This is a genomic window from Pseudomonas sp. PWP3-1b2 (genome assembly GCF_049896045.1).
GTDB lineage: Bacteria > Pseudomonadota > Gammaproteobacteria > Pseudomonadales > Pseudomonadaceae > Aquipseudomonas > Aquipseudomonas antarctica_B.
Window position 1 is genome coordinate 41,593 of the sequence record NZ_JAFCTN010000029.1, and the last position, 20,065, is coordinate 61,657.

Annotated in this window: 18 protein-coding genes and 1 pseudogene; 6 read left to right on the forward strand and 13 right to left on the reverse strand. The window is 62.3% G+C overall.

Annotated elements, in window-relative coordinates; all coding sequences use genetic code 11:
* Nucleotides 1-31: 31 nt before the first annotated feature.
* The 4 genes and pseudogenes from ACP7A2_RS18680 to ACP7A2_RS18695 all read right to left on the reverse strand — a co-directional run bounded on the left by ACP7A2_RS18680 (nucleotide 32) and on the right by ACP7A2_RS18695 (nucleotide 4,491).
* Entirely contained in the window at nucleotides 32-949 is a 918-nt protein-coding gene (locus ACP7A2_RS18680) for a methyl-accepting chemotaxis protein (RefSeq protein ID WP_375069817.1), read from the reverse strand.
* A pseudogene (locus ACP7A2_RS18685) lies at nucleotides 941-1,999 on the reverse strand (methyl-accepting chemotaxis protein); the annotation flags it as partial. The pseudogene ACP7A2_RS18685 and the gene ACP7A2_RS18680, both read right to left, overlap by 9 nt.
* A gap of 114 nt (nucleotides 2,000-2,113) precedes the next feature.
* Nucleotides 2,114-3,526 carry a PLP-dependent aminotransferase family protein gene (locus ACP7A2_RS18690; RefSeq protein ID WP_426135393.1) on the reverse strand — a complete coding sequence of 471 codons (1,413 nt, stop codon included), beginning with the start codon at nucleotides 3,524-3,526 and terminating at the stop codon, nucleotides 2,114-2,116.
* 203 nt (nucleotides 3,527-3,729) lie between these two features.
* Entirely contained in the window at nucleotides 3,730-4,491 is a 762-nt protein-coding gene (locus ACP7A2_RS18695) for an SDR family oxidoreductase (RefSeq protein WP_348057400.1), read from the reverse strand.
* Nucleotides 4,492-4,719: 228 nt separating this feature from the next.
* Between ACP7A2_RS18695 and ACP7A2_RS18700 the strand changes: the two genes are divergently transcribed.
* Nucleotides 4,720-5,727: an NADP-dependent oxidoreductase gene (locus ACP7A2_RS18700; protein WP_426135394.1), complete on the forward strand. Its 1,008-nt coding sequence runs from the start codon at nucleotides 4,720-4,722 to the stop codon at nucleotides 5,725-5,727.
* Nucleotides 5,728-5,800: 73 nt separating this feature from the next.
* Here the strand turns inward: ACP7A2_RS18700 and pyrF are convergent, their stop codons facing one another.
* The gene (pyrF, locus tag ACP7A2_RS18705) at nucleotides 5,801-6,499 is read right to left on the reverse strand and encodes an orotidine-5'-phosphate decarboxylase (RefSeq protein WP_348057396.1); all 699 of its coding nucleotides are present in this window, start codon (nucleotides 6,497-6,499) and stop codon (nucleotides 5,801-5,803) included.
* A gap of 259 nt (nucleotides 6,500-6,758) precedes the next feature.
* Here pyrF and ACP7A2_RS18710 point away from each other — a divergent pair, with 259 nt between their 5' ends.
* Both ACP7A2_RS18710 and ACP7A2_RS18715 read left to right on the forward strand, forming a co-directional pair.
* The gene (locus tag ACP7A2_RS18710; protein WP_348057410.1) at nucleotides 6,759-7,523 is read left to right on the forward strand and encodes a response regulator; all 765 of its coding nucleotides are present in this window, start codon (nucleotides 6,759-6,761) and stop codon (nucleotides 7,521-7,523) included.
* Complete coding sequence (locus ACP7A2_RS18715; protein WP_348057394.1) at nucleotides 7,523-8,560, forward strand: sensor histidine kinase; 1,038 nt, start codon at nucleotides 7,523-7,525, stop codon at nucleotides 8,558-8,560. Before ACP7A2_RS18710 ends, ACP7A2_RS18715 begins: the two co-directional genes overlap by 1 nt.
* On the opposite strand, the gene ACP7A2_RS18720 is transcribed toward ACP7A2_RS18715, so the two are convergent.
* The 8 genes from ACP7A2_RS18720 to ACP7A2_RS18755 form a co-directional block, all read right to left on the reverse strand.
* Nucleotides 8,557-9,618: an AI-2E family transporter gene (locus tag ACP7A2_RS18720; protein WP_375069760.1), complete on the reverse strand. Its 1,062-nt coding sequence runs from the start codon at nucleotides 9,616-9,618 to the stop codon at nucleotides 8,557-8,559. The genes ACP7A2_RS18715 and ACP7A2_RS18720 overlap by 4 nt on opposite strands.
* Nucleotides 9,619-9,693: 75 nt before the next feature.
* The gene (locus ACP7A2_RS18725) at nucleotides 9,694-10,512 is read right to left on the reverse strand and encodes a DUF4892 domain-containing protein (RefSeq protein WP_426135395.1); all 819 of its coding nucleotides are present in this window, start codon (nucleotides 10,510-10,512) and stop codon (nucleotides 9,694-9,696) included.
* 102 nt (nucleotides 10,513-10,614) lie between these two features.
* Nucleotides 10,615-11,469: an alpha/beta fold hydrolase gene (locus ACP7A2_RS18730; protein WP_426135396.1), complete on the reverse strand. Its 855-nt coding sequence runs from the start codon at nucleotides 11,467-11,469 to the stop codon at nucleotides 10,615-10,617.
* Complete coding sequence (locus ACP7A2_RS18735; RefSeq protein ID WP_426135397.1) at nucleotides 11,466-12,269, reverse strand: alpha/beta fold hydrolase; 804 nt, start codon at nucleotides 12,267-12,269, stop codon at nucleotides 11,466-11,468. Before ACP7A2_RS18735 ends, ACP7A2_RS18730 begins: the two co-directional genes overlap by 4 nt.
* Before the next feature lie 97 nt (nucleotides 12,270-12,366).
* Entirely contained in the window at nucleotides 12,367-12,810 is a 444-nt protein-coding gene (locus ACP7A2_RS18740) for a hotdog fold thioesterase (protein ID WP_348057384.1), read from the reverse strand.
* Between the two features lie 154 nt (nucleotides 12,811-12,964).
* Nucleotides 12,965-13,414 (reverse strand): phosphohistidine phosphatase SixA, encoded by a 450-nt coding sequence (gene sixA / locus ACP7A2_RS18745; RefSeq protein WP_426135398.1) that lies wholly within the window; start codon nucleotides 13,412-13,414, stop codon nucleotides 12,965-12,967.
* Complete coding sequence (locus ACP7A2_RS18750; RefSeq protein WP_426135399.1) at nucleotides 13,411-13,758, reverse strand: DUF4389 domain-containing protein; 348 nt, start codon at nucleotides 13,756-13,758, stop codon at nucleotides 13,411-13,413. The genes sixA and ACP7A2_RS18750 overlap by 4 nt, the downstream gene beginning before the upstream one ends.
* Nucleotides 13,759-13,768: 10 nt before the next feature.
* Entirely contained in the window at nucleotides 13,769-14,794 is a 1,026-nt protein-coding gene (locus ACP7A2_RS18755; RefSeq protein WP_375069772.1) for an NAD(P)H-dependent glycerol-3-phosphate dehydrogenase, read from the reverse strand.
* A 195-nt stretch (nucleotides 14,795-14,989) separates the two neighbouring features.
* On the opposite strand from ACP7A2_RS18755, the gene ACP7A2_RS18760 reads away from it, so the two are divergent.
* Genes ACP7A2_RS18760 through ACP7A2_RS18770 form a run of 3 tightly spaced genes read left to right on the forward strand, consistent with a single transcriptional unit; the run spans nucleotide 14,990 to nucleotide 19,939 of the window.
* Complete coding sequence (locus tag ACP7A2_RS18760) at nucleotides 14,990-17,110, forward strand: TonB-dependent receptor plug domain-containing protein (RefSeq protein WP_426135400.1); 2,121 nt, start codon at nucleotides 14,990-14,992, stop codon at nucleotides 17,108-17,110.
* Between the two features lies 1 nt (nucleotide 17,111).
* Nucleotides 17,112-18,041: an ABC transporter substrate-binding protein gene (locus tag ACP7A2_RS18765; RefSeq protein ID WP_426135401.1), complete on the forward strand. Its 930-nt coding sequence runs from the start codon at nucleotides 17,112-17,114 to the stop codon at nucleotides 18,039-18,041.
* Nucleotides 18,038-19,939, forward strand: a complete 1,902-nt coding sequence (locus tag ACP7A2_RS18770; RefSeq protein WP_426135402.1) for an ATP-binding protein — start codon at nucleotides 18,038-18,040, stop codon at nucleotides 19,937-19,939. The genes ACP7A2_RS18765 and ACP7A2_RS18770 overlap by 4 nt, the downstream gene beginning before the upstream one ends.
* The last annotated feature ends 126 nt before the right edge of the window (nucleotides 19,940-20,065 follow it).

Genomic DNA, 20,065 nt, shown 5'->3' on the forward strand with positions numbered 1-20,065 from the left:
TCTGCCCTTTGATCGCCGCCCTCAGCGGCGATCAAAGGCGGAAGTGCCCCACCATGCCTTTGAGCTCTGCCCCCAACTGCGCCAGCTGAATGCTCGACGCGGCATTGCCCTGCATGCTCAACGCCGACTGGTCGGCGCTCGCCCGAATGCTGGTGACGCTACGGTTGATCTCTTCGGCCACCGAGCTTTGTTCTTCGGCGGCCGCAGCGATCTGCTGGTTCATTTGCTGGATCAACGACACGGCGGCCGCAATGCTGCCCAGGGCGCTTTCGGTTTCCAGCGCGTCGCTGACGGCCAGTTTCACCAGTTCGCCGCTTTGCTGAATCTGCTCGACCGAGGATTGCGCAGCACTGCGCAGGGTACTGACCAGCCGCTCGATTTCTTCCGTCGATTGCTGGGTCCGCTTGGCCAGCGCGCGCACTTCATCGGCCACCACCGCAAAGCCGCGGCCTTGCTCCCCCGCGCGGGCGGCTTCGATGGCGGCGTTGAGGGCCAGCAAGTTGGTTTGTTCGGCCACGCTTTTGATCACACTCAACACGGTGCCGATATTCTGGATTTCGGCACTCAGGCTTTCGATGCTGGCGCTGGCACTGGTGCTCGAACTGGCGAGCAATTCGATGCGCTGCAGGCTTTGGCGCACCACCTGCTGGCCGCTGTCGACCTTGTCGTCCGCCGTCTGCGCGGCGTGCGCGGCCTCTTCTGCGTTGCGCGCTACGTCGTGCACGGTGGCGGTCATCTGGTTCATCGCCGTGGCGACTTGCTCGGTTTCTTCTTTCTGGCTGCTGACTTCGACGTTGGTCTGCTCCGTCACGCTGGACAGCGACTGCGCGGAGCTGGCCAATTGCTCAATACCCGCCTGCAGCCCGCTGACCATATGGCTCAGGCCACTGCTCATCTGCTGCATGGCGTGCATCAACTGGCCGATTTCATCACGACGCGTGACCTCCATGCGCCCGCTCAGGTCGCCGGCAGCAATCTGCTGGGCCACCGCAATGACGCTGCGCAGGGGCGTGACGATCAAGCGGGTGATGACCCACGCCGCGATCAGGCCCACCAGCAAGGCCAGGGCTGAAGAGCCCATGATAAACAAAGCGCTTTTTTTCAGTTGCGCCTGCATCGATTCATCTTCGGCGGCATACGCCTGGTTGACTCGGCTGACCACCTCGTCGGCGCGGTCATGCAGTTGTTTGTAGACCACCTTTTCCTGGGCCAGCAGCCCGGTGTATTCGCCAAGCTTTTCGCTGAACGCGGCGATATGCCCGGACACTTCGTTGAGCACGGTCTGGTAACCCGGATCCTTGACCGAAGTTTTCAGTTGTTCGACCTGCGCCAGGGCTTGGTCGGCCTGTTCGATCTTGCCCTGCTCGGCGTCGTCAGCATCAGCTTTGCGGCTTTGATCCAGGCGCACCCGCGCTTCGTTCATGGCTTGCAACATCAGGCGTGACACTTGGCTGACCTGACCTGCCTGCTCGATAAATTCAGCGCCGTCCTTGCCCTGACTTTCCTTGAGGCCATAGGCACCATCGTCGGCCAGGCCGGCCTGCAACACGTCGAGGTTATTGGCCACGCTGGACACCGACCAACTGGCCATTTCCAGGGCCAGGTCTTTGGTCTGGGTCAATTCGACAAACTCGTCGAACGCTTTGCGATACGCCGCCAGCGCCTGCTCTACGTCGGTCATCAGCGGCACATTGGCAGCGGACTGCGCTTTGAGGCGCTGTGCCAGGGCGGTCAGGGCATCCACACTTGCGTGCAGGGCATCGACGGCTTTGGGGTCGGCGTGCAGGGCATAGTCCTGCTCGATCAAGCGCACGTTGAGCAGGCCACTGTTGAGCGAGGACATCGTCTTGAGGCCTTCGAAACGCTGGCCAACGGTTTGCAGGGACCACACGCCAATGGCCGCCACCAACGCCGTCAGCAGCAGCACGAGAATGAAGCCAAAGCCCAGTTTTTTCGCCATACCAAGGTTGGCGAAACGTCGTTGCACGGCCGAAATCATTGCGCTTGAGTCCTCATGCAATGGCAAATGCCATCGAGCCCGGTTTCCATGAGGCGAGATTCGCAACCACAAGCCATGGACACAAGGGATTGACGCCACAATAATGGCAAAAAGCTACATGCCCGTCGTTTTCAGAATGGTCGAGGTCGATCTGGCAGGCCCCATGGCGCGAAACAGCGCCAGCGCCCGTTGATCGTCCGCATACGCCACATTAATGCGCAACCAGTCACTGGGCTCGCCCTTCGGGCTGAACAGCGCACCCGGCGACACCAATACGCAAAGGCGGCGGGCGCACGCCTGCAAGCGTGAACGGTCGCCCACGCCTGGCCGGGCCCACACAAACATGCCCCCGGCCGGCACGGCGAACACCTCCCACTCCTCATCCTCCAGCACTTGCAGGGTCGCGGCCATTTGCACGCTCAAGCGCTTGCGCAGGCGTTGCACCCACTTGCGGTAAGTGCCATTGGCCAGCAGCGTCGCCACCACGGCCTCGGCGAACCGCGACGTCCCGATGCCCGTCAGCGTCTTGAGGCTGGCCATTTGCGCGATGAGGGTGGCACTGGCGCTGAGATAGCCCACGCGCAAGCCGCTGCTGAGGGTCTTGGAGAAACTCGAAATATAGATAACCCGCCCTTCATGGGGCAGCGCCGACAGCCGCGTGCAACTGGCGTGTTGCAGGTCACCGTAAACGTCTTCTTCAACGATCAGGAAGTCTTCGCTGCGGGCCAGTTGCACCAGCCGCTCGGCCACTGCGCGACACAGGCTGGTACCGGTGGGGTTGTGATACAGACTGTTGATGAACAGGCACTTGGGGCGGTGGTTCTTGAGCAGAGCTTCCAGCGCCGCAAGGTCGGGGCCGCCCGGGTTACGCGGGACTTCCAGCAGCATGACGCCATGGCGCTCCAACTGGCGATAGAGGTTGGCATACCCCGGAGTCTCGACCACCACCGTATCGCCGGGCTTGAGCAGGGTACGTATCAACAAGTCCTGTGCATGGCTGGCGCCGTGGGTGGTGAGGATGCGATCCAGGCTGGTCACGATTTTCATCTGGGTCAGGCGCTTGAGCAGTTGCTCGCGCAATGCCGGCAACCCCAACGGCGTGCTGTAGCTGAACAGGGCCGCGGTGTCGGTGCGGCTGATTTCGCGGATGGCGTAACAGATGTCATCGCTTTCACGCCAGGCATCCGGCAACCAGCCGCAGCCCAGTTTCAACTCGCCCAGCGGGCTGTCGAGGTAGGCGCCCCACCCCAGCTCTGCGCCTTCATACCAGTGGCTTTCCCGGCAAACCGGTGGCTGGGCCACCACAAACCCCGAGCCCTGTTTTGCTTCCAACACCCCCTGGGCCACCATTCGCTCGAACGCCTCAATCACGGCGGACTGGCTGAGCAGGTTGTCGAGGGCCAACTGCCGGATGGACGGCAAGCGCGTGCCGGGCCCTGCCCCGCTGTTGCGAATCCAGTGCGCCACCGCGCTGACGATTTGCTGCACCACCGGTACAAGGGCTTGTCGATCGATCCCTAAATCCATGAGCCACTCACTTCAACTGTCTGTTATTCAACCCCAAACAGTTAAGCACAGAAGCCTGGCACAGCCGCCCTTTAACATTTATTAAAGTATTGATTTTATTGACTTATTTACCTGCTGATACACATTCTGACGAGGCCTTGTGCCAGCCATGGAAACGCCCCACAGCCGCCCTATCCTTTTCGAATAGGGAGTGACGCAGAGTCCTAGATAGCGGTCGCGCCACCATCCACCGCCAGCGCCTGGCCGGTGGTAAAGGCGGCGCCGTCGCTGCATAGGTACAGCACGGCACTGGCGATTTCCTCAACTTTGCCGATGCGCCCGACCGGGTGCATGGCCGCCGCAAACTCTGCCTTGCGCGGGTCGGCTTCATAAGCACGGCGGAACATGTCGGTGTCGATCACGGCCGGGCAGACCGCGTTGACACGGATTTTCTTCTTCGCGTATTCAATGGCTGCCGATTTGGTCAGGCCGATAACGGCGTGCTTGGACGCCGCATAAATGCTCATCTTCGGCGCCGCGCCCAACCCCGCGACCGACGCGGTGTTGACGATCGCCCCGCCGCCCTGGGCCAGCAGCAGCGGCAACTGGTGCTTCATGCACAGCCACACGCCTTTGACGTTAACGCCCATGATCGCGTCGAACTCGTCCAGGCTACCGTCGGCCAATTTGCCCTTCTCGATCTCGATCCCGGCATTGTTGAAGGCATAGTCCAGGCGACCATAGGCGGCGATGGTCTGCGCCATCAATTGCTGCACATCCGCTTCCAGCGTGACGTTGCAGCGCACGAACAGCGCCTCGCCACCGGCTTGCTGAATCAGCGCGACCGTGCCCTCACCGCCCGCCACGTCCAGGTCAGCGACCACTACTTTCAAGCCTTCGGCGGCAAACGCCAGCGCGGTGGCGCGGCCAATACCGGCGGCGGCACCGGTCACCAGGGCAACCTGGCCGGAAAATGTCATGCTCATGGGGGATGTCCTTCGGGGGAAATGGCCGTGGGTCGAGTCTAGCCAACCCCGGGAGCGGCGCGTCAGCACTATCAAAAGCCCGGTTGGCTTCTCATGATTTGCAGTGATAAAGCGCCCCTCCTCATTATCAGCCATGGCTATCGGTGGGCATTCGCACTCCCTGCACAACCTTGCTCCCGGTTCATTGTGGGTTTATCACTCTGGGTTCATTTCTAACGAGTCTCTGCCATGACCTCCCAGACCAACCGCCAATTCCTGCTCGCCAAACGTCCGGTCGGCGCGGCCACGCGGGAGACGTTCACCTACCAGGAAGTGCCGGTGGGCACGCCTGGCGATGGGCAAGTGCTGGTGCGTAACGAATACCTGTCCCTCGACCCGGCCATGCGCGGCTGGATGAATGAGGGCAAGTCCTATATTCCTCCGGTCGGCATTGGCGAAGTGATGCGCGCGCTGGGCGTTGGCAAAGTGATCGCGTCAAACACGCCGAAATTTGCAGTGGGGGACTACGTCAACGGCGCCTTGGGCGTGCAGGACTATTTCCTCGGTGAGCCACGCGGCTTCTACAAGGTCGACCCGACACTGGCGCCACTGCCGCGTTACCTGTCAGCCCTTGGCATGACCGGCATGACTGCCTACTTCGCCCTGCTCGACACCGGCGCGCCCAAAGCCGGTGAAACCGTCGTGATCTCCGGCGCTGCCGGTGCGGTGGGCAGCATTGCCGGGCAAATTGCCAGGATCAAAGGCTGCCGCGTGGTGGGCATCGCCGGTGGCGCCGACAAATGCAAATTCCTGGTGGACGAGTTGGGTTTCGATGCGGCCATCGACTACAAAAATGAAGACGTGCCTGCCGCGCTCAAGCGCGAATGCCCGAAAGGCGTGGACGTGTATTTCGATAACGTGGGCGGCGATATTCTCGACGCCGTGCTCAGCCGCCTGGCGCTGAAAGCGCGCGTGGTGATCTGCGGTGCGATCAGCCAGTACAACAACAAGGAAGCGGTGAAAGGCCCGGCCAATTATTTATCGTTGCTGGTCAATCGCGCGCGCATGGAAGGCTTTGTGGTGATGGACCATGCGGCAAACTTTGCGGCAGCCGGGCAGGAAATGGCTGGCTGGATGGCGCAGGGTACGCTCAAGAGCAAGGAAGATATCGTCGACGGGCTGGAGACATTCCCGGAGACGCTGATGAAGCTGTTCAACGGCGAGAACTTTGGGAAGTTGGTGCTGAAGGTCAGCTGATACCGCTCAACCTACTATCAATAGGGGAGCTGGCAAGCCAGCTCCCCTGTTTTTTCCCCTGCACACTCGGGGCTCAGGCGATCTCGGCAACCACGGCTGCCAACGCCTGCGCCGGGTCGGCCGCTTGGCTGATCGGGCGACCGATCACCAAATAGTCGGAGCCCGCGTCCAGCGCCTGGCGCGGGGTCAGGATACGGCGTTGATCGTCCACCGCACTGCCCGCCGGGCGAATCCCCGGAGTGACCAACTGCAGCGACGGGTGCGCAGCCTTCAGGGCCTGAGCTTCCAGCGCCGAGCAAACCAACCCATCCAGCCCGGCCTTCTGCGCCAACGCAGCCAGGCGCAACACCTGCTCCTGAGGCTCGATATCCAGGCCAATGCCGGCCAGGTCTTCGCGTTCCATGCTGGTCAGCACGGTCACGCCGATCAGCAGCGGTTTCGGGCCGCTTCGCTGTTCCAGCACTTCGCGGCACGCGTTCATCATGCGCAGGCCACCGGAGCAGTGCACATTGACCATCCACACGCCCATCTCGGCCGCTGCCTTGACCGCCATCGCGGTGGTGTTGGGGATGTCGTGGAATTTCAGGTCCAGGAACACTTCGAAACCCTTGTCACGCAGGGTGCCGACGATTTCCGCAGCGCAGCTGGTGAACAGCTCCTTGCCGACTTTGACTCGGCAAAGCTTCGGATCCAACCTGTCAGCCAGCTTCAGTGCGGCGTCACGGGTGGGGTAATCCAGGGCGACGATGATAGGCGTCTGGCAAACGGACATTGGAATGGGCTCTCAGGCAAGTCGAAATCGGCGCGGATTGTAGCGCAAGCGGCGCCGTTGCGGGATCCGATGATCGGTAAATACTCACAGGCCGCCCTGCGGCGGCCATTACAGGCAATTGTATCGGCAACGATACATTCACGACATGCCAGCAACACGCCCCGCCGCTAGCCTCGCGCACATGACCGACCGTCCAGCACTTCCAGCCATGGGGCTGGGCGCCTATGCTGACAGCAACAACCAGGCAGATTATCGCACTATGCATACTTCTTCAGTCTCTGTGAACGACGAGCAAAAAGGCGCATTGATCGCCGATGAGAAGCGCTGGAACACGCGCGCGCTGATCGTTGACGACGATGTGCCGATCCGCGAGCTGCTGATCGATTACCTGGCGCGCTTCAATATCCTCGCTGTCGGCGTAACCGACGGCGCTGCCATGCGCGTGGCCATGCAAGCGGAGACCTTCGATGTGGTGGTGCTCGACCTGATGCTGCCGGGCGAAGACGGCCTCACGCTGTGCCGCTGGCTGCGCGGCGAATCGGACATTCCGATCCTGATGCTCACTGCGCGTTGCGAACCGACCGACCGCATCATCGGCCTTGAGCTGGGCGCCGATGACTATATGTCCAAGCCGTTCGAGCCGCGCGAACTGGTGGCGCGCATCCAGACCATCCTGCGCCGGGTGCGCGATGACCGCACCGAGCAGCGCGCCAACATCCGTTTCGACAACTGGCGTCTCAACAGCGTGCTGCGCCAATTGGTCGCCGATGATGGCCTGGTCGTGCCGCTGTCCAACGCCGAATTTCGTCTGTTGTGGGTATTCATCGAACGCCCGCGCCGCGTGCTGAGCCGTGAACAACTGCTCGACGCTGCCCGTGGCCGCTCCATCGAGGCGTTTGATCGCAGTATCGACTTGCTGGTGTCGCGCCTGCGGCAGAAGTTGGGGGATGACCCCAAGGCACCGCAGTTGATCAAAACCGTACGTGGCGAAGGCTACCTGTTCGACGCGCGGGATATTGGCTGATGCGCAACGCCTTCAATACGCTGTTCGGAAGGCTGTTCGGCGTATTGCTGGTGGCCATTGTGCTGGCTCATGCGCTGGCTTTTTTCTGGTTCCACCATTACGGGCCGCCACCGCCGCCGCCCCACGAAACCTTCATCGAGCAACCTGACGGCACGCTGACGCCGATGCACAAGGAGCATCGGCGCCCCTGGTTCGGCGGCCCGGTGGTGCCCCTGACGTTTCAATTTATCTCGCTGATCATTGCTGCCTGGTATGGCGCCAAGTTGCTGAGCCGCCCGATCCAGCGCCTCAGCGCAGCGGCTGAACGCTTGAGCCTCGACCTCGACAGCCCACCGCTCAATGAGTCCGGGCCTCGGGAAGCGCGGCAAGCGGCGTCGACGTTCAACCTGATGCAAAAGCGTATCCGCGAACAGGTCAGCCAGCGTGCACGCATGCTTGGCGCGGTCTCCCATGACCTGCGCACCCCGCTGTCGCGCCTCAAGCTGCGCCTGGAACAGATCGAAGACACCAAACTGCAAGGCCAGATGCGTCAGGATCTGGACGACATGATCGGCATGCTCGACGCAACCCTGAGCTACCTGCACGAACAGCGCACCAGCGAGACCCGGCATTGGCTCGACGTGCAGGCGCTGGTCGAATCCCTCAGCGAAAACGCCCAGGATCAGGGCTCCGACGTGCAGTTTTCCGGCACGTGCGTGCCCTTGCAGGTGCAGCCGATGGCGCTGCGTTCCTGCCTTAACAACCTGATCGACAATGCCCTGCGCTATGCCGGCACCGCGCGCATAGAGCTGGCGGACAGCCGTGGCGCGCTGGTCATTCGCGTGATCGACCACGGGCCGGGCATTGCGGCGGATAAACGCGAGGCGGTGTTTGAGCCGTTCTTTCGCCTCGAAGGCTCCCGCAACCGCAACTCCGGCGGCGTCGGCCTGGGCATGACGATCTCCAAGGAAGCCGTCGAGCGCCTCGGCGGCCACCTCAGCCTGGAAGAAACCCCAGGCGGCGGCTTGACCGCCGTGATGTGGCTGCCGAGGGCTTAAAGCGGTTTGTCTTCGCGGCGGACTTGCGCCTGGGTGGCGCTCCAGTCCGTCAGCAAGCTGTAGGCCACAGCCAGCAACGTCGGGCCGATAAACAGACCGATAAAGCCGAACGCAATCAAGCCGCCGAATACCCCCAACAACACGATCACCAGCGGCAGATTGCCGCCTCGGCTGATGAGGTAGGGTTTGAGTACGTTGTCCACGCCGCTGATGATGAACGTGCCCCACACCCCGAGGAACACCGCGTAGGTGTAATCGCCCTTCCAGGCCAGCCAGGCCGTGGCCGGGATCCACACCAGCGGCGGGCCCATGGGGATCAGGCTGAGCAGGAAGGTAACGATGCCCAGCACCAGCGCGCCCGGCACACCGGCGATCAAAAAGCCGATCAGCGCCAGCACGGCCTGGGCGGCGGCGGTGCCGATCACGCCGTTGACCACACGCTGCACGGTACCGGCGACCAGTTCGATGTAGTAACCGGCGCGCTCGCCGATCAGCCGCTCCAGCAGGCGATGCACAAAGGTCGCCAGGCGTGGCCCGTCACGGTAGAAGAAAAACACGAAGACCAGGCTCAGGGTCAGTTCGAGGATACCGCCGCCGATTTGCGCACTGCGCGCCAACAGCCAATTACCCACCTGCCCCAGATACGGCTTGATGCTGACCATCAGCGCTGCGCCCTGTTGGTCGATGCTGTCCCACGTCGCCACCAGCCGCTCGCCAACAAAGGGGATAGAGCCCAGCCAGGTCGGCGCGGCCGGCAAGCCGTCGACCTGAATATCCTTGATCAGGCCCACCGCATCGCGCACATGGTCCGCCAGGTTGAAGCCCAGCCACACCAGCGGCACTGCCACCAGCAACATCCAGCCCAAGGTCAGGATGCCAGCGGCCAGTGATTCGCGGCCGCCCAGCGCGCGGGTTAGCAAGCGCATCAGCGGCCAGCTGGCGAATGCCAGCACCGCGCCCCAGAACAGCGCCGACCAGAACGGCGCCATCACCCAGAAGCTCGCACCAAACAGCACCAGCAGCAGGATTTGCACCAGCAGGCGATCGTTATTGAGCATCGGGTATCTCGAAAAAAAGGCTGTAGGAAGAAGAGAGCTTAGGCGAACGGCACGGGTCCGTTCGCCTTGGAGTGCCTAGCGTATCAGATGCAGGTGCAGGCCTTTGGCTGCATCGGTGCCGGTTTCCAGGCGAGCGGCCCGCACGCCACTGTCGATCAGGCCCTGCCGCCAGGCTTCGGCAGTCGGCCCGGTCAGGCTGACGCGCAACGTGGTGTCGAGGTTCAGCCCACGGGAAATCAGGGTCAACCAGGTAGCGTCTGGTTCAGCGCCGAGTGCCGGGAAGTCCAGCTCGCCGGTGCTTTTCAATTCACGCAGCAGGGTCGCCGAAGTCGGCAGCAGGTCGCCCAATGGTGAGCTGGCATCCAGTTGCTCTACGTGCAGATAGGCGCGGCGGTTGCCTCGCGTGATGCCGTACAGCGCCACCAGGGAATTGTCCTGAGGTGCGGCCAGACGCAACAGCAGGTATTCCTGCTGGCCGTCGGCGCCAACCAGCTTGGCGTTGCCGAATACCTCGTTGGCCCACAGGCTGCTTTCACCGCAATCGCGGGCCTGGCACCAGAACAACAGCTGCGCGCCCTTGGCCTGCAACGCTTCGCGCGTTGAGGTAAAAGCGGCGCTGGAGGTGTGTTCGGCGGGCAGTTCGTAGGTAATCGCGGTGGCTTGACCGCGCGCGGTGGCTTGGCCTTCGTAGCGCAACTGGCCGCTGATCTTGCGGATCGCGCCCATGGGGTAGATGCGTTCTTTTTCTTCAGCGGGGCGGTAATCGACGATCTGTGCGTCGACCTGGCGCGACACGGCGGGTAAATCCTGGCTTCCCGGCAGGTCTGCGGCGAACACCAAGGGGCTCAAACAGCAGAGCCCGAGGGCACGTATACATCCTTTACGCAGGCTCATCGGATGGGTGAGCCCTGGCCATTGGAGGTCGCAGCAGTTTCAAGATGGTTCATGGTTGACTCCCTTTCAATCCGCCCAGCCTCGGCAGTTGACCCCGCCAAGTCAAGGCGTGGAGAAGAACCGATTGAAACAGTCTGCAACAAGAGCGGCGCCGGGCTCATCATTCAGGTGCAAATGATGGCCACCAGGCAGCGTGGTCACCGTGAACGGTAGCTGAGAAAGCAATTCGGGATGTTTCGCCAGCATGCCGTCAGCCGCGACCACCAACTGCGTAGGGCAGCCCACGCGCCGCACGAACGCCATGGCCTGTTCGTCGGTGAGGCGCATCGGCGACGCCAGGGTCAAGCGGCTGTCCGTACGCCACGTGTAACCGCCCGGCACTGGCATCAAACCACGCTGGGCCAGCAGTTCGGCGGCTTCGCGGCTCACGGCCACCACGCCTTTCATGCGCGCCTCTACCGCGCGATCAAGGGTGCCATAGACCGGCTTGCTTTTCTCCCGCAGGTTCAATTGCGCCTGCAACGCCATGCCCAGACGCTCGGCAGCGTTCTCGCCGGCAGCGGTCGGCGGGATCACGCCGTCGATTAATCCCAGGTGCGTAATGCGTTCCGGCAAGGCGCCGGCCAGCACCAGAGAAACGATGGCGCCGAGAGAGTGGCCAAGTAATGCAAAACGTTTCCAGCCCAGCTGTTCAGCGACCTGCAGCACGTCAGAGACGTAATCCCACAAGGCATAACCCGCCCCCGCAGGACGGTGCGCCGAATGCCCATGCCCGGCCATGTCCAGCGCGACAATGCGCAAACCCGCCAGTTTGGGCGCCAGCCGCGCAAAGCTGTTGGCGTTGTCCAGCCAGCCATGCAGGGCGATCACCGGCAAACCGTCTTCAGGGCCAAACAGATGTGCAGCCAATTCAATGTGCGGCAAGCTCAAGCGCACTTCTTCGACTGGCGTATTCATACGCAGCTGCGCTCGCGGGCTTCCCAGCGGGAGAACAGGTTTTTGATCAAGGTCGCGGTGTCCTGAGGGCGTTCCAGGGGGAACATGTGGCCGCCGGGCAGGGTGAGCATTTCGCCCATGGGCAGGCGGTCGATGCCGCTGACATGGTGACGCATCACCACGCGGCTCTGGCGACCGCGCACCACCGCCAGCGGCACTTTCAACTGGCGCACCTGACCGGGGCTGGTGTGGGGCACGCCCCGGTAAATGCTGATTTCGGTGGCCGGATCGAAACGCAGGCGCAGACGGTCGCCCACTTGATATAGGCCGTGTTGCAGGTAAGCGTCAAAACACTCGGGGTCAAACCCGCGAAACAGGGTTTTGCCGGCAAAATAACTGCGCGCGGCGGCCAGGTCGGTGAATTCCTCACGACGGCCCAGGGTGCGCCCGGCCGGGGTGAGCCGGTCGATAAAGCCAAAGCGTTTGGCGGCGCGGATCACCCAGCGGTCGGCGCGGGTCAACACCGGCGAATCCAGCATCACCACGCCACGGTAGAGCTGCGGGCAGCGCATGGCCGCGTGCAGATGCAGCACGCCGCCCAAAGAATGGCCCACGCCCCACACCGGCTCCGGTTGTTGTTCCAGGTGGTGGATCAACTCGTCCACCAGGTTCTGCCAGTTATCGTCCACCGGAAACCTGGGGTCGTGACCGTGCTGCGGCAGGTGAGCCACTGTGTATTCCGGGGCCAGGGCGGCAAACAGCTTGCCGTAGGTCGCCGAAGGGAAGCCATTGGCGTGGGCAAAAAACACATGCTGCGACATACCGGATCCACCATCAAAAACAGAAGTGGATTGTCTCCAGCTCCAGGCAGCACAGCAATGACTGTAACTGCCAGGAATGATGACACTCCCGCCACACCTATCGGGCCGGCGGGTTCTCGCCCAGAGGCACCACGGCCATGGTCAGGCGCGACACGCAGCTGGCCTTGCCGTCATCACTGGTCAGGCGGATGTCCCAGACCTGAGTCGTGCGGCCGATATGAATCGCCCGCGCCACCGCCGTCACCCGCCCACTGCGCACACCTCGCAGGTGGTTGGCGTTGACCTCCAGCCCCACGCAGTAAAACTTCTTGGCGTCGATGCACAGGTAGGCCGCCATGGAGCCGACGCTTTCGGCCAGCACCACCGACGCGCCGCCATGCAGCAGGCCGTAAGGCTGATGGGTACGCTGGTCAACCACCATGCTGGCGGTCAGGGATTCGTCGTCGAAGCTCTCGAAGCGGATATCCAGCAATTCACCGATGGTGTTTTTCTGAATCGCATTGAGTTGCTCGATATTCGGTTGGGTGCGCCACAGGCTCATTCGCGTGTCCTTTATTGGTTTTATTACGGCCCTAATCCTGCCACAGAATAGCTTGCTGCGCTGAATCTTCAGGGCCGGCGTCAAAAAGCCGCGCGTGGCGGCAAACCCAGGGCACCGAACGTTTGCATCACGCCCTTGGGCAAGGCGATCGTTACTAGGGGTTTTTCACACTCACCAGGCTCATCAGCCCGGCCAGCGGAAAATCTCCTTCCAGCTCCGCCAGGCTGGCGGTGTACATCGGCTGCGGCTGGCGCAAGTGACCATGCTGCAAAAAGCTGATCAGGCTGCCCACCAGAGGCTGGTGGCTGACTAACAGCACGTTGTCATCGGTGTCGAGCTCTTCCAGCACTTGCAACGGGCTGCTGTCGGGCGTCAACCACGAGACTGTGCGGATTTCTGGGTCGAACCCCAACGCCTCGCGGACCAACTGCGCGGTTTGCTGTGCCCGCGCATAGGGGCTGGCGATGATCGCGCTGATGGGCTGGCCGATCAGGTTCGCGGCGCTGCGCAACGCTTCGCCCCGTCCGTGTTCAGTGAGGTTGCGCTGGGCGTCGGAGGGCGCATGGGCTTCGGCTTCACCGTGACGCAAAATCCACAGCTTCACAGTTTTGGCTCCTCATCACGCACCGGGTGCGGCGCCGGCGGCACGCTATGAGCGGCTTCGCCTTCAGGTGCGCGCGGGGTCGGCCAGTCGGCGAAAGGCCAGGGTTTTTGATCGCTGTGGAAGCTGCCGAAACGGCCGATCTGCGCGAGGAACTGGCTAAGGCTGTCACCAAAATTCATCAAGCCCAGGTTCGGTGCGCCGTAGATCAGGCGGTAAATCAACTGCACCAGCACCAGCGCGCCGAGCAGGAACTGCGCCACTTGCCACACCAGGGCAAACACCAGCATCCACAGAATGCGCAGCAGGATGGACTCGTATTTGGGGGCTGCTTTCGGATCGTTCATGGCGCGTTCCTCAGTTGAAACCACTGGTGGAAATAAAATCGACATCGGTTTTCGGCTCGGCACGCATCAGCAGCTCGATCACCTGATTCAACGTGCGCCCTTCAAACAGGATCGCGTGCAAGCCGGCGACCAGCGGCATGTACACGCCAACTTCCTGGGCCTTGGCCTTCAGTACTTTGAGGGTGTTGACGCCTTCGGCCACTTCGCCCAGGCGCGTCACCGCGTCTTCCAGGCTCAGGCCCTGGCCCAGGGCGAAACCGACCTGGTAGTTACGGCTTTTCGGCGACGAGCAGGTAACGATCAAGTCGCCCACGCCCGCCAGCCCCAGGAAAGTCATCGGGTTGGCGCCCTGATTCACCGCAAAGCGGGTCATTTCGGCCAGCGCGCGGGTGATCAGCATGCTCTTGGTGTTTTCGCCCATGCCCAACGCCACCGCCATACCGGCAATGATCGCGTAGACGTTTTTCAACGCGCCGCCCAACTCGACACCAAAACGATCGTTGCTGGCATACACGCGAAACGTACGGCCATGCAGCACCGCCTGGACGCGCTCGCAGAGCGCTTCGTCTTCGCTGGCGACCACGGTGGCAGTGAGCGCGTGCTCGGCGACTTCGCGCGCCAGGTTCGGCCCGGACAGCACGCCAATGCGCGCCTGAGGGGCGATCTCTTCAAGGATTTCGCTCATCAACTTGAAGGTCTGCGGCTCAATGCCTTTGGTCAGACTGACCAGCATTTTGCCCGCCAAACGCTCGGCGTGGGGCGCCAGCACCGAGCGCAGAGCGCTGGAGGGCAGCGCGACAAAGCACAGGTCGCACGCGTCAAGGGTGGCCAGCAGGTCGGTAACCGGCTCGACTGCCAGGTGAATTTTGATGCCTTTCAGGTAACGCGGGTTTTCCCGGTGGACGCGAATGGCCTCGGCCTGTTCGGGGTCACGCATCCACTGGCGAACCGCGTGGCCGTTCTCAGCCAGCAGGTTAGCCACGGCGGTACCGAAACTTCCGCCTCCCAGGACCGCAATAGGGCGCTGTTCAGTCATATGCAATCCGTTAATCCATACCAGTGGCGATGGCCGCATTATACGGAGCGACCCGCTTGCGGCCAGCCCCCCTGTCAATTCACACGTTTGTCGGAAAATGCCGCGATTGTGTGACGCAATTGCAGGTGCGACGACTGGCAAATGGCCGCGCCTCAGTTAACATGGCCGGCTATTCGTAATGATCAAGGCCGTGCCGTGTACCTGGGCCCTCCTCCCCGCTCATCTTTGTGGCTGATGCTGCTGTGCAGTGCACCGGCGTTGTCCGACGACCTGTTCCTGGACAGCCAGCCCCTGCCGCAAGTGCTGACCGCCACGCGCCTCAAGCAATCGGCCGCCGCCGTGCCGGGCAGCATGACCGTCATCGACAGCGAGCTGATCAAGGCCAGCGGCGCGCGGGACATCGCCGAGCTGCTGCGGCTGGTGCCGGGGATGATGGTCGGCTACACCACCGGCAACCAGGCGGCCGTGAACTATCACGGCACCAGCGCCAGCGATGCGCGGCGCATGCAGGTGCTGATCGACGGGCGCTCGGTGTACCGCGCGGGCCTGGCGACCGTGGACTGGAGCGACATTCCAGTGGCCATGGAAGATATCGAGCGGATCGAAGTGTTCCGTGGCCCCAATACCGTCAGTTATGGCGCCAATGCGCTGATGGCGGTGGTCAATATCCTCACGCGCTCGCCGGCCAACAGCCAGGGCTCGCGGGTCAAAGTCATTCGGGGCGCGCGCGGGATAGACGACTTTTATGCCAGCCAGGGCGTGGGTTGGGACACCGGCGATTTGCGCTTGTCGCTGTCCGGGCAACAGGACAGCGGGTTCGACAGCGACGCCGCCGGTGCCGATCGCCGTGACAGCCGCCGCCTCAGCCGTTTCAGCCTGGCGGTGAGCCAGACCCTGAACGCGCAGCAGAGCCTCGACTGGCAATTCGATGCCAAGGAAGGCAGCAATCAGCGTCCTTATACCTACATGCCCGTGTTCGCCGGTATTACTGAGGGCGGTACCAATTCCGACGTCTCCGCCAAGGACTACGCCGGCTCCCTGCGCTGGAACTATGAGTTCAGTCCGGAACACAGCCTGTACGTCCAGGGTTCGGCTCAGCAATGGGACCGCCAGCAAGTGTGGAAGGCCTGCGATGCCAAGGTGTCGTTCAGCCCGGAACTGACCCAGCTGTGGCAGATCAACCCCAACTACGCCGAATTGCTCGCCCGGCACATGGACACCTTCAGCCAGAGCACCGCCCCGCCCGGCAGCGCCACCGAACAGGCGCTGGGCAATCAGGTGCTCGACCAATGGCGCCAGGGCGCCAGCCAGAGCGTGTGCGGTGACATCGACCAGAGCACCCGAGAAAGCCGCTACGACCTGGAGATTCAAGACACCCTCAGCCTGTCCGACAGCCTGCGCCTGGTCAGCGGCATGAATTATCGCTATGACCGTGCGGACTCCGACACCTACTTCAACGGCACCCTCGACGACACCACCTGGCGCCTGTTCGGCCACCTGGAATGGCGCGCCAGCGAGCACTGGCTGCTGCAAGGCGGCGCGATGTACGAAGACACCCACCTGAGCGGCAACTCGCTGACGCCGCGGGTGGCAGTCAACTATTTGATCAACCCGCGCCATGGCCTGCGCGCGGTGTATTCCGAAGCGATTCGCTCACCGGACATGTTCGAGAACAACGTCAACTGGAGCTATCGCGTCACCAACCTCAGCTCGCCGGCCTACGGGCAGAATTCCGGGCAATATTTTGTGGTGACACGCGGCCCCGGTAACCTCGATAAAGAGTTGATGCGCTCACGGGAGCTGGGCTACAACGGCTTCTTTGCCGACCTTGGGCTGAACGTCGACGTGAAACTGTTCTACGACGAAATCACCGACATGATCAGCTCGCCGCTGCGCAATAACCAATACATTGCCAGCAATGCCAACAGCTCGCGGTTTACCGGGGCCGAGTCGCAGTTCGACTGGCGCATGAGCAACGCCGACCGCCTGCGGCTGACCTATGCTTACGTCGACGCCACCGCCAGCAACCCCAGGGACAAGGCGCAAACTGCGCGCAACAGCGGCTCGGCCGGTTGGCTGCGCGAATGGGGCCACGGCTGGTCCAGCGCGCTGTTCTACTACGGCGACGACGCACTCAACAAGTATCGCTTCGAACGGGTCGACCTGCGGGTGGCCAAGCGCATTGCCCTGGGCAAAGCCAACGTGGAGCTGGCCGGCATGTTGCAACAACGCCTTGATAACCAGCCCACTACCTGGGCCGACAACAATTACGACAGTCGCCACGTCCTCTACTTCAGCGCGGAGCTGGAATTCTGACATGGGCGATCAGTCACGGATGACCCTCCTTTATATCGCTCGCCTCTGGCGACGCGGCCTGCTGCTGGTGTGCCTGCTGTTGACGGCGCCGGCATGGAGCGCCGATATCCTGTTGACCGCCGCCGAAGACGGTACCGGTGTGCAAGCCTTCGCGCTCGCACTGGCCAAGCAGCGCCCCCAGGACCACGTCACCTTTACCCCACTCAAAGACCTGCCCGCGCCGAGCCAATTGCCCGCCAGCACCCGCTTGATCCTGCTGGACCTGCCCGGCCTCGACTGGCGCCTGCAGGATGCCCAGGGCCCGCCGACCCTGGTGCTGCGCATCAGCCGCCTGCAAGCCCGCCAGCGCCTGGGCAATGCGCACCCGGCGAAAATCAGCTTGCTGTGGAGCGACCCGCCGCTGGAGCGCCAACTGAACCTGATCGCCAGCATCCTGCCCCAGGCCCGACGCATCGGCGTGCTTTACGGCATCGACAGTGAATTCCTGCTGCCGGAGCTGCGCCAATATGCGCAACCGTTGGGCCTTGAGATCGTGCCGCAGCGTTGGGACAACATTAATGACAGTCGCCCGCTGCAGAACCTGTTCAAGAACAGTGACGTGCTGCTCGGCCTTGACGACCCGCTTCTGTACAACCCGAAAACCGTGAAGAACCTGTTGCTCAGCAGCTATGCCCAGCAACTGCCGCTGGTAGGCCCCAATGCCGGGTTCGTCAAGGCCGGCAGCCTGGCCAGCACCTACAGCGATCAAGCGGACTGGCTCAATGTACTTGACCGTTTGCTCGACCATTCGCCGGCCACCTGGCCACGCACCTTGTACCCGGAATACTTCAAAGTCGTGGGCAACCCGCAAGTCGCGCGCTCACTGGGGATCGAACAGGTTGACGAAGTCGCCGTCGCCGCCCGATTGGCCGAAGGAGAAAAACGTCCATGACCTTGCGTCGTCGTTGGGACATCAACACCCGCACCCAGCTCATCACCCTGGGCCCGGCGCTGTTGCTGACGTTGCTGTTGATCAGCTTCTTTACCTTCGTGCGCATCCAGGACCTGCGCCAGGAACTCGACCACACCGGCCAGTTGATCGCCAACCAGCTGGCACCCGCCACCGAATACGGGGTTATTTCCGGCAACAACGACGTGCTCGACAGCCTGCTGCGCGCGACCCTGGCCACGCCTCACGTGCGCTTTTTGGAGATTCAGGACAGTTCCGAAAACATCCTGGTGTACGTCGAGCAACCGTCGGAGAAACATGATCGCTCGCTGTCGGTGAAAGTGTTCCAGGCGCCGATCCGCCTGCAGCATATTCAGCTGGGCAATGACTTTTTTCAGGACAACCTCAACGAGCCCAAAGCCCCGCGCGCGGATTACCTGGGCCGGGTGATCGTCGGCATGTCCAACGATGCCTTCAGCCAGCGCCAGCAAGAGATTTTGTTCAAGGCCGGCATCCTGGCGCTGTTCGCCTTGCTGTTTACCTTCCTGCTGGCGCGGCGCCTGGCGGCCAGCCTGTCGAAGCCGATCAGCGCGATGGGCAACGCGGTGAAGGCCATCCAGCAGGGCGACTACAAGACGCCACTGCCGATTGTGGATGACTCGGAATTGGGCGACCTGTCGCGGCACATCAACAACCTTGCCGCAGGCCTTAACCAGGCCAGTCGCGAACAGCATCAAGCCATGGCCCAACTGATCCAGACCCGCGAAGAAGCCGAACGGGCGAACAATGCCAAGTCGGACTTCCTGGCCATGATGAGCCACGAGTTGCGCACGCCCATGAACGGCGTGCTGGGCATGTTGCAGTTGCTTGAAACCACCGAGATGACCGACGAGCAAACCGAGTACGCGGCGCTGGCTTCGGAGTCCACCGAGCACCTGCTCAAGGTGATCAACGACATCCTCGATTTTTCGCGCATCGAACGCGCGGCGCTGGAGCTGGAAAATATTTCGTTCAACCTGGCCGACTTGATCAGCAGTTGCGCCCAGGCCTTCCAGCACAGCGCCCAACAGCGCGGGCTGGCGCTGGAACTGCCGATTCCGGCCGGTATGGATGCGCTGCGGGTACAGGGCGACCCGACGCGTATCCGGCAGATTCTGGTGAACCTGATTGGCAACGCGCTCAAATTCACCGAGCAAGGCACGGTCATCGTCGAGCCCCACTGGCAAACCCTGGACCATGAACTGGTGTGGTTTACCTGCACTGTGCGCGACAGTGGCATCGGTATTTCCGCCGAGCGCCTCGAGTTAATGTTCGATGCGTTCCAGCAGGCCGACAGTTCCATTTCAAGACGTTACGGCGGCACCGGTTTGGGCCTGCCCATCGCCCGCACGCTGGCCGAACGCATGGGCGGCACCTTGCGCGCGCAGAGCGAAGAAGGCCGCGGCTCGGTGTTTACCCTGGAAATTCCCTTGGCCATCGACCAGCAAAGCCTACCGACGATTGCCCAGGACACCGACGGCAAAACCGGCGCTGGCAATGGCCGCCATGTGTTGCTGGTGGAGGACAACCCGGTCAACCGCACCGTGGTCGAAGCCATGCTGCGCAGCCTGGGCTTTGAAGTGAGCCTGGCCACGGATGGCGCCGAGGCAATCCGCAGTGCCGAGAGCCTGATTTTCACCGCGATCCTGATGGACTGCCGCCTGCCGTTGATCGATGGTTACGAAGCCACGCGCCAGATCCGGCAACTGCCCGGCTGCGCCGACTTGCCAATTATCGCGCTGACTGCCAACGCGCTGCAGGGTGACCGCGAAGCCTGTCTTGCAGCCGGAATGAACGATTACCTGGCCAAGCCGTTCAAACGCACGGACTTGCAGCAAATACTGCAGCGTTGGGTGCAATAGCGCCACGCCATCAACCAACTCCGACTGGCGTGAAAGACGAAAGTGCGGCAGTCTTAGGCACCCGAACGGGCCGATAAACAGGCCCGGTTTAAAATTTCAGTGAACAAGTGTACATTGAGTGCCTTG